This window comes from Cryobacterium sp. N22, from assembly GCF_002929555.1.
In the GTDB taxonomy this organism is placed as follows: Bacteria; Actinomycetota; Actinomycetes; order Actinomycetales; family Microbacteriaceae; genus Cryobacterium.
Window position 1 is genome coordinate 56,006 of the sequence record NZ_PJJP01000038.1, and the last position, 13,391, is coordinate 69,396.

Consider the following 13,391-nt stretch of genomic DNA (forward strand, 5'->3'; position numbering starts at 1 on the left):
TCAGTTTAGTCGCAGGCGATTTGGTCGCCGAACCGTGAGAAAAGCCCCGAAAATTCGAGATTTTCGGGGCTTTTCTCTCAGTTCGCGGGTTAGCGGCGGTAGTTGGGCGCCTCGACCACGATCTGCACGTCGTGCGGGTGGCTCTCCTTCAGGCCCGCGGCGGTGATGCGCACGAACTTGCCCTTCTGCTTGAGCTCGTCGATGGTGCGCGCGCCCACGTAGAACATCGACTGGCGCAGCCCGCCGATGAGCTGGTACGCCACGTTCGACACCGGGCCGCGGTAGGGCACCTGGCCCTCGATGCCCTCGGGGATGAGCTTGTCGTCGCTGGGCACATCCGACTGGAAGTAGCGGTCCTTGGAGTAGGACGTCTTGTTGCCGCGGGTCTGTAGCGCGCCCAACGATCCCATGCCGCGGTAGGTCTTGAACTGCTTGCCGTTGACGAAGACCAGCTCGCCGGGGCTCTCGTCGCAGCCGGCGAGCAGGGAGCCGAGCATCACGGTGTCGGCGCCGGCGACGAGCGCCTTGGCGATGTCACCGGAGTACTGCAGTCCACCGTCGGCGATGACCGGCACGCCGGTCTCCCGTGCGGCCAGCGAGGCCTGGTAGACCGCGGTGATCTGGGGCACGCCCACGCCGGCGACGATGCGGGTGGTGCAGATCGAGCCGGGGCCCACGCCCACCTTGATGGCATCCGCGCCCGCGTCGATGAGCGCCTGAGCGCCGGAGCGGGTGGCGACGTTGCCGCCGATGACGTCGACGTCGGCGAAGGCCTTGTCGGACTTGAGCTTGCGGATGATCTCGAGCACGCCGGCGCTGTCGCCGTTGGCGGTGTCGACCACGAGCACGTCGACACCGGCGTCGAGCAGGGCGGATGCCCGGCGCCAGGCGTCACCGAAGAAGCCGATGGCCGCGCCCACACGCAGTCGCCCGGCGTCGTCCTTGGTGGCGTTGGGGTATTCCTCGCTCTTGTCAAAGTCCTTGACGGTGATGAGGCCGGTGAGGCGACCGTTGTCGTCGACGAGCGGCAGCTTCTCGATCTTGTGGGTGGCGAAGATCGCCACGGCGTCCATCGGGGCCATGCCGACCTTGCCGGTGATCAGCGGGGAGGTGGTCATGACCTCGCGCACCTTGGTGGTGTGCTTCTTGACGGAGGAGACGAAGCGCATGTCGCGGTTGGTGATGATGCCCACGAGCACACCGTCGTTGTCGACGACCGGCAGTCCGCTGATGCGGAACTGGCCGCAGAGGGCATCCACCTCGGCCACGGTGGCGTCGGGCGAAGTCGTTACCGGATTGGTAATCATGCCGGATTCGCTGCGCTTGACCAGGTCGACCTGCTCGGCCTGGTCGGCGATCGACAGGTTGCGGTGCAGGATGCCCAGCCCGCCTTCCCGGGCCATGGCGATGGCCATGCGGGTCTCGGTGACGGTGTCCATGGCGCTGGACAGCAGCGGCGTCGCGACGCTGATTCTGCGGGTTAGCCGGGACTTTGTCTCGGCCTCACTCGGAATTACGTCGGTGTGGCCCGGCAGGAGAAGGACGTCGTCGTAGGTGAGTCCGGTGAAACCGAACGGATCTGGCTGATCCATGAAACCCCTTTTGCATTCGCGGATATGGAAAAAAGTTCCGGAAATCCCTGGGATGCAACCGGTACTCAATGTTAAGCGACGATGCGCTTCGCGCATTCCGCGATCCAGAATCGTTAGCACTAAATTCGGCGTACGAAACATATGCGACATAATCGGCACGTACTGTCAGCAAAGTCGCTGGCAGGCAAGTCCGTGCCAGTTCGAATACGCACCGACGGTGCCGCCATGGAGGTGCAGTGAGCAATACACACGCTGTCCGCAGATTCACGCCCAGGATGTTGGTGCTGCTATTCGGCCTTCTCCTGACCGCACTGACGTTTTCCACGTTCGGGGCGAGCGCGGCTCATGCGGATGAGATCAACACTGACCAGTACGAATATGTGCTTTCGGGCAATGTGCAATTCGGTGGCGAACCCATCGAAGACGTGCTCATCTCCGTTGAAGGCTCCGGCTATGAGGCCGAGGTCGTCACGGATGCCGAGGGCAAGTGGCGCATCGGCGTTCCGGAGAAGGCGACCTACACGGTCACCCTCGACGAGGACACTCTCCCGGACGGCGTTGTCGTCGCCAAGGGCGGCGCCGAAATCCAAGCCGAGTTCGGCCTCACCAAGGTGAAGTCGGTGAACTACTTCCTCGGCGAGGGCGAACGCACGACGGTCAGTTTCTTCGACCAGTTCGTGAACCGCTTCGTCAACGGCCTGAACTTCGGCCTGCTGCTGGCCCTGGCCGCGATCGGCATGTCGCTGATCTTCGGCACCACGGGCCTGAGCAACTTCGCGCACGCGGAGATGATCACCTTCGGTGCGCTGGCCACCCTCACCCTCTCTGTGACGCTCGGGCTGCCGGCCTGGCTGGCGATCCTGTGCGCGATCGCGCTCAGCGCCCTGTTGGGCTACGGCCTCGACGCCACGATCTGGAAGCCCCTGCGGAAGAAGGGCGTCGGGTTGATCCCGCTGATGATCGTCAGCATCGGCCTCTCGCTGGCGCTGCGGTACACCTTCCAGCTGTTCTACGGCGGCGGCACCAGCCAGCTGCCGGGCTCCGGCATGACCGACCTCAAGTTCGGCCCGATCTCGCTGTCGCCGATCGACCTGGCCAGCATGGGCATCAGCATCGTCGTGCTCCTCGCGGTCTCCTTCTTCCTGCTGCGCACCCGGATCGGCAAGGCCACCAGGGCCGTCTCCGACAACCCCAGCCTCGCCTCCGCCAGCGGCATCGACGTGGATGGTGTCATCCGCATCGTCTGGATCGTCGGCGGGTCGCTCGCCGGCCTCTCCGGTGTGCTCTGGGCCTACTTCCGGCCGGGGGTCAGTTGGGACATGGGCTTCCAGATCCTGCTGCTGGTCTTCGCCGCCACCACCCTCGGTGGTCTCGGCACGGCGTTCGGTGCCCTCGTGGGTTCCATCATCGTGGGCCTGTTCGTCGAGCTGTCGACGCTGTGGATCCCATCCGACCTGAAGTACGTCGGTGCACTTGTCGTTTTGATCCTGGTGCTGCTGCTTCGGCCGCAAGGCATCCTGGGTCGCAAAGAGAGAATTGGCTAGGGGCTGACGATGATCGACTGGGGAGCAATCTTTAGCAACGCGGCCGTCGAGCTGATCAGCCCGACCACCGCCGCCTACGCCCTCGCGGCGTTAGGACTGGCAATTCACTTCGGCTACACCGGCCTGCTCAACTTCGGCCAGGCCGGCTTCATGGCCCTCGGCGCCTACGGGTACGCCATCTCGACCCTGAGCTTCGGCTTCCCGGTCTGGGCAGCGGTGCTCGTCGGGATCGGCGCATCCGTGATCTTCGCGTTGATTCTCGGTATCCCGACCCTGCGGTTGCGGGCGGACTACCTGGCCATCGTCACGATCGCGGCCGCCGAGATCGTGCGGCTGTTGTTCACGACCAATTCGTTCGAGCCGATCACCGGTTCGGCCAACGGGCTCAGCGGGTACAAGGGCGGCTTCGCCGACCTCAACCCGATCCCCGACGGCACCTACGGGTTCGGTCCGTTCGAGTACAACGCCTACGACTGGTGGCTACGCATCGTCGCCTGGACGATCGTCATCCTGGCCTGCCTGTTCACCTGGCAGATCATGCGCAGCCCGTGGGGCCGCGTGATCAAGGGCATCCGCGAAGACGAAGACGCCGTGCGCGCCCTCGGCAAGAACGTGTACTTCTACAAGATGCAGTCGCTGATCCTCGGTGGCGTCTTCGGCACCGTCGCCGGCATGATCTTCGTGCTGCCGCGTGCCGTGGTGCCGTCGAACTATCAGACCTCGCTGACGTTCTTCATCTACGCCATCCTGTTGCTCGGTGGCGCGGCGACCATCCTCGGCCCGGTGATCGGCTCGATGATCTTCTGGGTGCTGCTGTCGTTCTTCTCAGGGTTCATCGCCCGGGCCGTCGAGGCCGGCTGGATCCCGTTCATGACGAGCATCCAGGCCGGACAGCTGCGGTTCATCCTCGTGGGCGTGGCGATCATGCTCATCGTGATCTTCAGACCCCAGGGCATCTTCGGAAACAAGAAGGAGCTGGCTTTTGTCAAGTAACAGCGTTCCCACCGCCAAGCCGGTCAAGACCGTTGGCATGCACATCGGCGAGGCCGTCCCCGGCTGCAAGAAGAAGGACCCGATCCTCGTCGTCGACAGCGTCAGCCGCACCTTCGGCGGGCTCAAGGCGGTGGATGTCGAGCACCTCGAGATTCCCCGCGGCGCCATCACCGCGCTGATCGGCCCGAACGGGGCCGGCAAGACCACCCTGTTCAACCTGCTCACCGGGTTCGACAAGCCCGATACCGGCTCGTGGACGTTCGAGGGCACCCCGATCGGCGGCATGGCCGCGTTCAAGGTGGCCCGGATGGGTCAGGTGCGCACGTTCCAGCTGACCAAGGCGCTGGGCCTGTTGACCGTGATGGACAACATGCTGCTCGGCGCGAAGGCGCAGGTGGGCGAAAACCTGTTCCGCGCCGTCCTGCCGTTCCTCTGGCGTCAGCAGGAGGCCGACAACAGGGTCAAGGCGCTGGACCTGCTCGCCCGGTTCAAGCTCGACACCAAGAAGGACGACTACGCGGCCAGCCTCTCCGGCGGGCAGCGCAAGCTCCTCGAAATGGCTCGGGCTCTGATGAGCGACCCCACCCTGGTGATGCTCGACGAGCCCATGGCCGGCGTCAACCCGGCGCTGACCCAGTCGCTGCTCGATCACATCCTCAACCTCAAGGCCGAAGGCATGAGCGTGCTCTTCGTTGAGCACGACATGCACATGGTGCGCCACATCGCCGACTGGGTGATCGTGATGGCCGAGGGCCGGGTGGTCGCCGAGGGCGACCCGCACGAGGTGATGCGCAACCAGGCCGTGATCGACGCGTACCTGGGCCAGCACCACGACGAGGACCTCGGCGAGGATCCCGACGCCGAGAAGCAGAATGTCGGAGCCATTAAGGAGCTGCTCGATGACGAACTCTAGCCCGCTGATCGACGCCACGCCGCCCCCTGTGCGCACTGCCGTCGTCGAGGTGAAGAACGTGACGGCCGGTTATGTGCCCGGCGTCAACATCCTCAACGAATGCTCGCTCACCGCCTACGACGGTGAACTGATCGGCATCATCGGCCCGAACGGCGCCGGCAAGTCCACCCTGCTCAAGTCGATCTTCGGCCTGGTCAAGGTGCGCGAGGGCGAGATCCGGTTGCGCGGCGACAACATCACCAACCTCAAGGCCAACAAACTGGTCTCCAAGGGTGTGGGGTTCGTGCCGCAGACGAACAACGTCTTCCCGACGCTGACGATCCAGGAGAACCTGGAGATGGGCATGTACCAGAAGCCCAAGGGCCTGGCCGAGCGGCTCGAGTTCGTCACCGAGATCTTCCCCGAGTTGCGCAAGCGGCTCGGCCAGAGGGCCGGTTCGCTCTCAGGTGGTGAACGCCAGATGGTGGCGATGTCGCGGGCGCTGATGATGGGCCCGCACGTGCTGCTGCTCGACGAGCCCAGCGCCGGCCTCTCCCCCGTTCGCCAGGACGAGGCGTTCCTGCGGGTGAAGGAGATCAACAAGGCCGGCGTGACCACGATCATGGTGGAGCAGAACGCCCGCCGCTGCCTGCAGATCTGCGACCGCGGTTACGTGCTCGATCAGGGCCGGGATGCCTACACCGGCACCGGCCGCGAGCTGCTGAACGATCCCAAGGTGATCGGCCTGTACCTGGGCACCCTGGGTCAGGACGACTAACCCTCCCCGCACCATCCGCACCACCGACGTGCCCCGTTGCGGACGAGTTGCCCCGGTCTACCGGAGCAACTGGTCCGCAGCGGGGCATTTCGCGTCTCACGGGCGGCGCCAGGAGCCCCGCTGACGCTCGTTGGGTGGTCGGAGCGGGAATACGCACGCCGGAGCCGCCCCGGAGCCCCCAGCAGGCCGGTATGCAGCCCCGGAAATCCGCGCCCGGCATCCCGCCGTCCGAGTTCTGCAGGAGTTATGCACCCGGACGGCCGGGAGGAAGGAGGGGCTGCGCCGCGGCCGCGGGCAGCACCGGGCACGCGAAAGGGCCCCGGCCGAAGCCGGGGCCCTTCTGTGCGTGTCGCGGTACGTCTGCTGTGGGTGTACCGCGGGTCAGCGGGTGGGACTAGTTGATGCGGGTGTACTTGTTGTCTGCACCGAATTCGAAGATGCCGATGGTCGCCTCGGTCGGGTCGCCGTTCTCGTCGAACGTGACCGGGCCGGAGTAACCGTCGTAGTCGATCTGCTTGCCCTCGGCGAGGAGCGCGGCGCCCGACGCGAAGTCGGTGACCTTCTCACCCTCACCGGAGCCACCGGATACCTGCTGGAGGTAGCTGGCGATCGACTCACCCTTCACGTCGTTGGCTGCGAACGCGGCCAGGGCGATCAGGATGACGGCGTCGTAGGACTCAGCCGCGTAGCTGTAGTCGGTCAGTGCCGGGTCGACCTCGAGCAGACGGCCGGTGAAGTCACCGAGCGTCGCGGTGTCCAGGCCGGGCAGTGTGCCCTTCGAGCCCTCGATCAGGCCGGTGGCGAAGTCCTCGCTGTAGTCGGCCAGGTTGCCGTCGACGAAGTAGAGCTTGTCGCCGGGGAAGCCGCTCGCGACGAGGTCCGGGGTGATGACCTTGGCCTGGTCGAACGTGATCAGTGCGATCGCGTCGGGGTTGGCCGCGGTGACCTCGGCGATCTGAGCCGAGAAGTTGGCCTCGCCCTCGTTGAAGCTCGCGCTGGCGACGACCTCTCCGCCGGCAGCCTCGAAGGCCGTGGTGGTGAACTCGGCCAGGCCGGTGCCGTAGGCATCGTTCAGCACGATCAGGCCCAGGGTGCTGTTGCCGTCTTCGGCGATCAGGTTGCCCAGGACTTCACCCTGCAGGATGTCGGACGGCGCGGTGCGCCAGAAGAGGCCCTTGTCGTCGTAGTCCGTGAAGTCCGCCGAGGTGTTGGCCGGGGAGAACTGCACGACGCCGGCACCGGTGATGGTGTCGATGACGGTCTTGGAGACACCCGAGGATGCCGCACCGACGATCGCCGAGACATCCTGCGAGAGCAGGTCGGTCACGGAGACGGTGGCGGTGTCGGTCGTGGTGTCGCCCGAGTCGCGGAGGATGGCTTCGATGTCGATGCCCAGGCCGGCCGCGTTGATCTCGTCGATGGCGAGCTGAACACCGGCCTCTTCGGGCGGGCCGAGGAAGGCGAGTCCACCACTCTGGGGGAGGATCGTGCCGACCTTCAGGTTCAGTGCGCGGTCGCCGGCTTTGATCTCAGCGACTGTGCTCTCCGCCGCGGGTGCGTCCGATGCGGCCGGCTCGGCTGCGTCGGTGCTGCATCCGGTGAGCAGAAGGGCGCTGACGCCGAAGATGGCGACGCCGGTGACGACGGCGCGGGCCGAGCGGGAGGCCGAGGCCTTCGCGAATACGCTCATGTTGCTCCTAGGGTAAGGGGAATCGAAGGTTAGAGCACGGCAAACGATCGTTGCCGTGCTGCAAAGGTATTCATCCGGACGACATCAAACAAGGCGGTCGTGTTACAGCCGTGTAACGCGACCAAATCGTTACGAACGGCGCCCTGATCAGGATGCTTGGCTCGGAGCCCCTAAATCGGGTCGATAACCGGCCGGCGTTGCGCCCGCCCCGCACGCACCATGTCGACGGTCAGCACGATCAACGCGAGCCAGACCAGCCCGAATCCGAGCCACCGTTCCGGCGGCATCGGCTCGTGCAGGATGACCACGCCGGCGATGAACTGCAGCACCGGTGCGAGGTACTGCACGAGCCCCATCGTGGTCAACGGCAGGCGCCGGGCCGCGGCGGCGAAGAAGAGCAACGGCACCGCGGTGAGCACGCCGGTGCCGATCAGGGCGATGGTGTGCACCGTCGAGACGGTGCCGAAGGTGAGCCCGGAGATCAGCGACACCACGACCAGCTGGATGATCGCGATCGGCGTGAGCCAGAGCGTCTCCAGGGTCAGCCCGGAGAGCGCGTCGATGTGACCGCCGACCCGTTTCTTGATCAGGCCGTAGAAGCCGAAGGAGAACGCCAGGATCAGCGAGATCCAGGGCACGGTGCCGTAGCCGACGCTGAGCACGATCACGGCGATGAAGCTGATCGCCACGGCGGCCCATTGCATCCTGCGCAGCTTCTCACGCAGCACCAGAACGCCCAGCAGCACCGTGATGATGGGGTTGATGAAGTAGCCCAGCGCCGTTTCCACGACGTGGCCGCTCAGGGTGCCCAGGATGAAGGTCTGCCAGTTGATGAAGATCAGCACCCCGGCCAGCCCCATCGTCCACACGATGCGCGGCGAGCGGAGTGCGGCCAGGAGCGGCCGCCAGGCGCGGGTGGCCAGGATCAGGACGGCGCAGAACACCAGCGAGAACAGCACCCGCCAGGCCACGATCTCGAAAGCCCCGGTCGGTGCGAGGAACAGGAAGTACAGCGGCAGGAATCCCCACATGCCGTACGCGCAGATGGCGAAGATCAAGCCGGTGCTCGCGGAGCTGCGGGCCGGGCGCATCCGGCTCTGGCCGGCCGTTACCGGGTCGGTTGGCTCGGTGGGACCTGTCGGATTCTCGTGCACGTTGTCACCCCTCTGGACGCGAAAAATCCCGGACGGCCGAGGCCATCCGGGATTCAACGATATGCGGTGTGACTAGCGAACGACGACCGCGAGAACGTCGCGAGCCGACAGAACGAGGAGGTCCTCGCCACCGAACTTGACTTCGGTTCCACCGTACTTGGAGTAGATCACCTTGTCGCCGACGGCGACGTCGAGCGGGATGCGGTTGCCGTTGTCGTCAATGCGGCCGGGGCCGACGGCGACAACTTCGCCTTCCTGGGGCTTCTCTTTGGCGGTGTCCGGGATCACAAGTCCGGAAGCGGTGGTCTGTTCTGCATCCACCTGCTTGATGACGATGCGATCTTCGAGCGGCTTGATGGAGACCGACACGGTTGACCTCTTTCTTAGCTAAGACGTAGTTAGCAGACTCACAGCGAGAGTGCTGAGTCGAGTTTAGGGCGCAACTGGCACTCACGCAACGTGAGTGCCAGAGTGCTCGGGGTGCGGCCCGGTTTGGCTTGATAGGTTTGCGTGATGGATCGCGCCGAGCTCGTTGAGCTGCTCTCACCCGAAGGCCTGCGCCTGCTGGATTCCCTGCCCGCCTACGAGGCCGGTGCCGACGTCGTGCGCACGGTCAGCGCCCTCCGCAAGGCCGGGCACTCCCCCGCCCTGGTCAACGCAGTGCTCTACCAGTCCCGGCTGCGGGCGAAGGCGACCGCCAAGTTCGGCGACTTCGCCAGCCGGATGCTGTTCACCGAGGCCGGCCTGGAGCAGGCCACCCGCTTGCGGGTGGCCGCCCTGCACGCCGGCCGGTTCGTTGAGGCCGGTCTCAACCGGGTCGCCGACGTGGGCTGCGGCATCGGCGGCGACGCCATGGCGATGGCCGCGATGGAGCTGACCGTGACCGCGATCGACGTCGACGAGGTCACCGCCACGGTCGCCAGCTTCAACCTGGCCCCGTTCCCGAGCTCCTCCGTGGTCTGCGCCGACGCGTCCAGCGTCGACCCGACCGAGTTCGATGCGCTGTGGTTCGACCCGGCCCGTCGCACCGCCGGGCACGGCAACACCAGCCGGCTCACCCGGTCCGAGGACTACTCCCCCAACCTGGACGACGTCTACGCCCTGGCCGAACGGATGCCGGTTGGCGTCAAGCTCGGTCCCGGCCACGACCGTGACCAGATCCCCGAGACCGCCGAGGCCCAGTGGGTGTCGGTGGACGGCAAGCTGGTGGAGATGGGGCTGTGGTTCGGCGCGCTCGCACGGCCGGGCATCCGCCGGTCGGCGCTGCTGCTCACCAAGGACGGCGTCGCCGAGCTGACCGCACCGGCCGACAGCGAGGATGTGGGCGTCGGCGAGCTCGGCGACTACCTGTACGAACCCGACGGCGCCGTCATCCGCGCCCGGCTGATCGGCGACCTCGCCAGGTCGATGGACGCGTCGATGCTCAGCGAGGGCCTGGCCTACCTGACCAGCCCGACCCTCACGCGCACCCCGTTCGCCACGGCGTTCCGGGTGCTGGAGGTGCTGCCCACCGACGAGAAGAAGCTGCGGGTGGCGCTGGCCGAGCGCAAGATCGGCACCCTGGAGATCAAGAAGCGCGGCGTGGACATTGACCCGGCGACCCTGCGCACCCGGTTGAAGCTCAAGGGCCCGGAATCGGGCACCCTGGTGATGACACGCGCGGCCGGGCACAAGGTGGCGCTGCTGGTGGAACGGGTCTGACCGCCACCGGGGCGACTGGTCGGGGTGCGGCTCAGCCGAAGTAGGCGGGCAGCATCTGGGTGATCACGACGAACCACAGCACCGCCATCAGGATGCCCAGCACGCCGCTGAGCAGGCCCAGGATCCAGAGGCCGCCGGAGCGGCGCTCCACGTACCGGGCGACCAGGGCGAGCACCACCGCGGCGATGCTCAGGGGCGCCCCCCAGATCACGAAGATCCCGGCCAGCACCCCGAGCACCCCGCAGACCGCGGCGGCGACGCTGAGTCCGCGGCGGGCCGCGTGGGTCTGGATCTCGGCGGTGGTGTACACGTAGGGCACCCACTCGGTGGGCGCGGTGATTGTCGACTCGTAGGCGAGTTCGCCGGCGACCGGCGGCCGGGTCAGGTTACGCGAAGGCCCGGCGGGCGTCCGAACCTCGGCGGCCCGGGCCTCCACGATCCTCGCCTCCGCAGCCCGCGCCTGTGCGCGCGACAACGCCGGCGTCCCGGCGGGCGGGTGTGGCTGCTCCCGCTCCGCCCGGGTGTCGGGCTGCCCGGACTGCGACATGCGTGGTGACTCTTTTCTCGACTAACCGCGTGGTGCGGTTAGTAGTTGTAATTGTTCATCGGCACGCTCGCAAACACCAGCGCCCAGAGCAGAATGCTCAGAAGCGCCAGGGCGATGCCCACGAAGCCGGTGATGATCCCCGTCAGCCAGAAGCCCTTGCCGTTCGGCTCCTTGTTGCGGGCGATGAAACCCAGGACCACGGCCGCGGCGGGCAGGATGACGGCGAGGATGCCGCCGAAGATCGGGAAGAACGCGACCGGGGAGCCGAGGATGCCGATGACACCGGCGACCATCGACAGGATGCTGAGGATCGGCTGTTTGGTGGCCGACGGCATCCCCGGCTGGCCCGCGTAGTAGCCGGCGGCGGGGCTGCCCGATGGCGGCGGCGTGCCGTAACCGGAGCCGGGCGGCGTGTAGCCCGGCGGCGGCGAGCCATACGGCGGCGGCGTGCCCTGGCCTGTGGCCGGCGGGCCGTAGGCGGGCGGCGGCGTCGGCTGGCCGGCCGGATTCACCGGCGGGGGCGGTGGCGCGCCAGGCGAGGACGGCTCGGCGTCGCCGGCGGGACCGCTCGGGCGTTCCGGCGGGTCGCCGGCCGCGCTGTCCTGCGGGAAGTCGGGAACCTGCGGCACGTCGGGAACCTGCGGCACGTTGGGAACCTGGGGAACCTCGGGATGTGGTGTGTTCGGATCGGTCATGATCGTCGGTCCTTTCCTGTGAACGCTTGGTGTGTGTCCAGACCGCCCGGCCGCCCGGACGGGCGGCCCGGCGGCCTGGGGCGGGCCGACACGCTCGGTCTGCCGAGCTTCTAGTAGGTGGTGTAGCTGCCCTCGTTGATCCCGGCCATGATCACGCCGATGAAGACCAGGAAGAAGATGAGGCCGGCGATCAGGCCGAGGTAGCCGAGCACGAGGCCGGCGATCGCCAGTCCACGGCCCTTTTCACCGGTGCGCTTGATCTGGCTGAGCGCGATGTGGCCGCAGATGACGGCGGCGAGGGAGACGAAGAACGCGCTGACCAGGGAGATGATCGCGAGGACATTCCATCTCTCGCCTGCGGCCGGCTGCCCGTAGCCCTGCGGAGCGTAGGCCTGCGGGGCGGCGGGTGCGGCGCCATAGGCCGGAGCGGCCGGTGCTGCGCCGTAGGCCGGCGGCGCGGGCGGGGTGTATGCCGGCGGCGGGGTGGGCTCGTTCGAGTCCGGCTTGTTCACCGGGGGCTGGTTCGGGTCGGTCATGGGGTGACTCCTTCACGTGGGTGCAACGTAGGGGACGCAGGGATGCTGGGTGCGATGGGTGCCATAGTGGCACCCGCGCCGTGGGGGTGTCAACGTGCTGGCTCTGCGCAAAACCCCCACGGCCACAGTATCGCGTCCGCGCGAGAAACTCTTGGTGAGGTGCGGTTTCAGGCCTGAATGAGGTCCACCGGGAGAGTGGAATCCGCCCCGAAATCGAGGCTGGAGGGCGCGTGCCCGGCCATGATCAGCTGCGCACCGAGCGCCGCGATCATGGCACCGTTGTCGGTGCAGAGCGACAGGGGCGGGATTCGCAGCGCGATACCGGCCGCATCCGTGCGCTCCTGGGCCACCTGGCGCAGCCGCGCATTGGCGATCACACCGCCGCCGAGCAGCAGCCGGGGCACCCCGAAGTCGGTGCAGGCCGCGACCGCCTTGGTGAGCAGCACGTCAACGACGGCCTCCCGGAAGCTGGCCGCGACGTCGTTGATCGGCACGGTTTCGCCGGCGTCGCGCTTCTGCTCCACCCACCGGGCCACCGAGGTCTTCAGGCCGGAGAAGGAGAAGTCGTAGCGGTGCTTGGCGACGTCTTTCTGGTGGCTGAGGCCGCGGGGGAAACGGATGGCGGTGGGGTCACCGGTCGCCGCGACCCTGTCGATCTGGGGGCCGCCGGGGTAGGGCAGACCGAGCAACCTGGCGACCTTGTCGAAGGCCTCGCCGGCGGCGTCGTCGATGGTCTCACCGAGAAGCTCCACGTCGGAGACCAGGTCGCGCACCAGCAGCAGAGAGGTGTGCCCGCCGGAGACCAGCAGCGCGATGGTGGGGTACTCCAGCGGCGCATCCGTGTCGACGCCCTCGCCGCGCAGCAGGTCGGCGCCCACGTGACCGACGAGGTGGTTGACGGCGTAGATCGGCACGTCCAGCGCCACCGCGAGCGACTTGGCGGCGCCGACACCGACCATGAGCGCTCCGGCGAGGCCGGGTCCGCTGGTGACGGCGATGGCGTCGATCTCGTCGAGCCGGATGCCGGCTTCGGCGACGGCCGCGTGGATGGCGGGCACCATCTCTTCGAGGTGGGCGCGGGCAGCGACCTCCGGCACGACGCCGCCGTAGCGGGCGTGCTCGTCCATCGACGAGGCGATGGTGTTGGAGAGCAGGGTGGTGCCGCGCACGATGCCGATACCGGTTTCGTCGCACGAGGTCTCGATGCCCAGCACCAGCGGGTTGGTGCGGTTGAGCGGGCGGGCCGGGGCGGCGGATGCGGCGGGGGCG

At 67.2% G+C, this 13,391-nt stretch carries 13 protein-coding genes; 5 read left to right on the forward strand and 8 right to left on the reverse strand.

The window, feature by feature from the left end; translation table 11 throughout:
• Window positions 1-89 precede the first annotated feature (89 nt).
• Window positions 90-1,592 carry an IMP dehydrogenase gene (guaB, locus tag CXY76_RS14185; RefSeq protein WP_104165670.1) on the reverse strand — a complete coding sequence of 501 codons (1,503 nt, stop codon included), beginning with the start codon at window positions 1,590-1,592 and terminating at the stop codon, window positions 90-92.
• Between the two features lie 275 nt (window positions 1,593-1,867).
• On the opposite strand from guaB, the gene CXY76_RS14190 reads away from it, so the two are divergent.
• From CXY76_RS14190 to CXY76_RS14205, 4 genes are read left to right on the forward strand one after another with little or no spacing between them, the layout of a single operon-like run.
• Entirely contained in the window at window positions 1,868-3,136 is a 1,269-nt protein-coding gene (locus CXY76_RS14190) for a branched-chain amino acid ABC transporter permease (protein WP_104165673.1), read from the forward strand.
• Window positions 3,137-3,148: 12 nt separating this feature from the next.
• A complete protein-coding gene (locus CXY76_RS14195; protein WP_104166078.1) occupies window positions 3,149-4,129 on the forward strand; it encodes a branched-chain amino acid ABC transporter permease in 981 nt (326 codons plus the stop codon).
• A gap of 37 nt (window positions 4,130-4,166) precedes the next feature.
• On the forward strand, window positions 4,167-5,042 hold the full coding sequence (locus CXY76_RS14200) for an ABC transporter ATP-binding protein (protein WP_104165675.1): 876 nt from the start codon (window positions 4,167-4,169) through the stop codon (window positions 5,040-5,042).
• Window positions 5,029-5,799 carry an ABC transporter ATP-binding protein gene (locus CXY76_RS14205; RefSeq protein ID WP_104165677.1) on the forward strand — a complete coding sequence of 257 codons (771 nt, stop codon included), beginning with the start codon at window positions 5,029-5,031 and terminating at the stop codon, window positions 5,797-5,799. The genes CXY76_RS14200 and CXY76_RS14205 overlap by 14 nt, the downstream gene beginning before the upstream one ends.
• A 394-nt stretch (window positions 5,800-6,193) precedes the next feature.
• Here CXY76_RS14205 and CXY76_RS14210 read toward each other — a convergent pair whose 3' ends face one another.
• The 3 genes from CXY76_RS14210 to groES form a co-directional block, all read right to left on the reverse strand.
• Window positions 6,194-7,489, reverse strand: a complete 1,296-nt coding sequence (locus CXY76_RS14210) for an ABC transporter substrate-binding protein (RefSeq protein ID WP_104165679.1) — start codon at window positions 7,487-7,489, stop codon at window positions 6,194-6,196.
• A gap of 170 nt (window positions 7,490-7,659) precedes the next feature.
• Window positions 7,660-8,580, reverse strand: coding sequence for an EamA family transporter RarD (gene rarD / locus CXY76_RS14215; RefSeq protein WP_104165681.1), 921 nt, complete (start codon window positions 8,578-8,580; stop codon window positions 7,660-7,662).
• Between the two features lie 135 nt (window positions 8,581-8,715).
• Complete coding sequence (gene groES, locus CXY76_RS14220) at window positions 8,716-9,012, reverse strand: co-chaperone GroES (protein ID WP_066597535.1); 297 nt, start codon at window positions 9,010-9,012, stop codon at window positions 8,716-8,718.
• Window positions 9,013-9,156: 144 nt separating this feature from the next.
• On the opposite strand from groES, the gene CXY76_RS14225 reads away from it, so the two are divergent.
• Window positions 9,157-10,344, forward strand: a complete 1,188-nt coding sequence (locus CXY76_RS14225; protein ID WP_104165683.1) for an SAM-dependent methyltransferase — start codon at window positions 9,157-9,159, stop codon at window positions 10,342-10,344.
• A 31-nt stretch (window positions 10,345-10,375) separates the two neighbouring features.
• Here CXY76_RS14225 and CXY76_RS14230 read toward each other — a convergent pair whose 3' ends face one another.
• From CXY76_RS14230 to tsaD, 4 genes are all read right to left on the reverse strand, one after another.
• On the reverse strand, window positions 10,376-10,891 hold the full coding sequence (locus CXY76_RS14230; RefSeq protein WP_146073464.1) for a DUF4190 domain-containing protein: 516 nt from the start codon (window positions 10,889-10,891) through the stop codon (window positions 10,376-10,378).
• Window positions 10,892-10,929: 38 nt separating this feature from the next.
• The gene (locus CXY76_RS14235) at window positions 10,930-11,586 is read right to left on the reverse strand and encodes a DUF4190 domain-containing protein (protein ID WP_104165687.1); all 657 of its coding nucleotides are present in this window, start codon (window positions 11,584-11,586) and stop codon (window positions 10,930-10,932) included.
• A gap of 110 nt (window positions 11,587-11,696) precedes the next feature.
• Window positions 11,697-12,122, reverse strand: coding sequence for a DUF4190 domain-containing protein (locus tag CXY76_RS14240; protein ID WP_104165689.1), 426 nt, complete (start codon window positions 12,120-12,122; stop codon window positions 11,697-11,699).
• Between the two features lie 167 nt (window positions 12,123-12,289).
• Entirely contained in the window at window positions 12,290-13,336 is a 1,047-nt protein-coding gene (gene tsaD / locus CXY76_RS14245) for a tRNA (adenosine(37)-N6)-threonylcarbamoyltransferase complex transferase subunit TsaD (RefSeq protein ID WP_233199864.1), read from the reverse strand.
• Window positions 13,337-13,391: the final 55 nt, after the last annotated feature.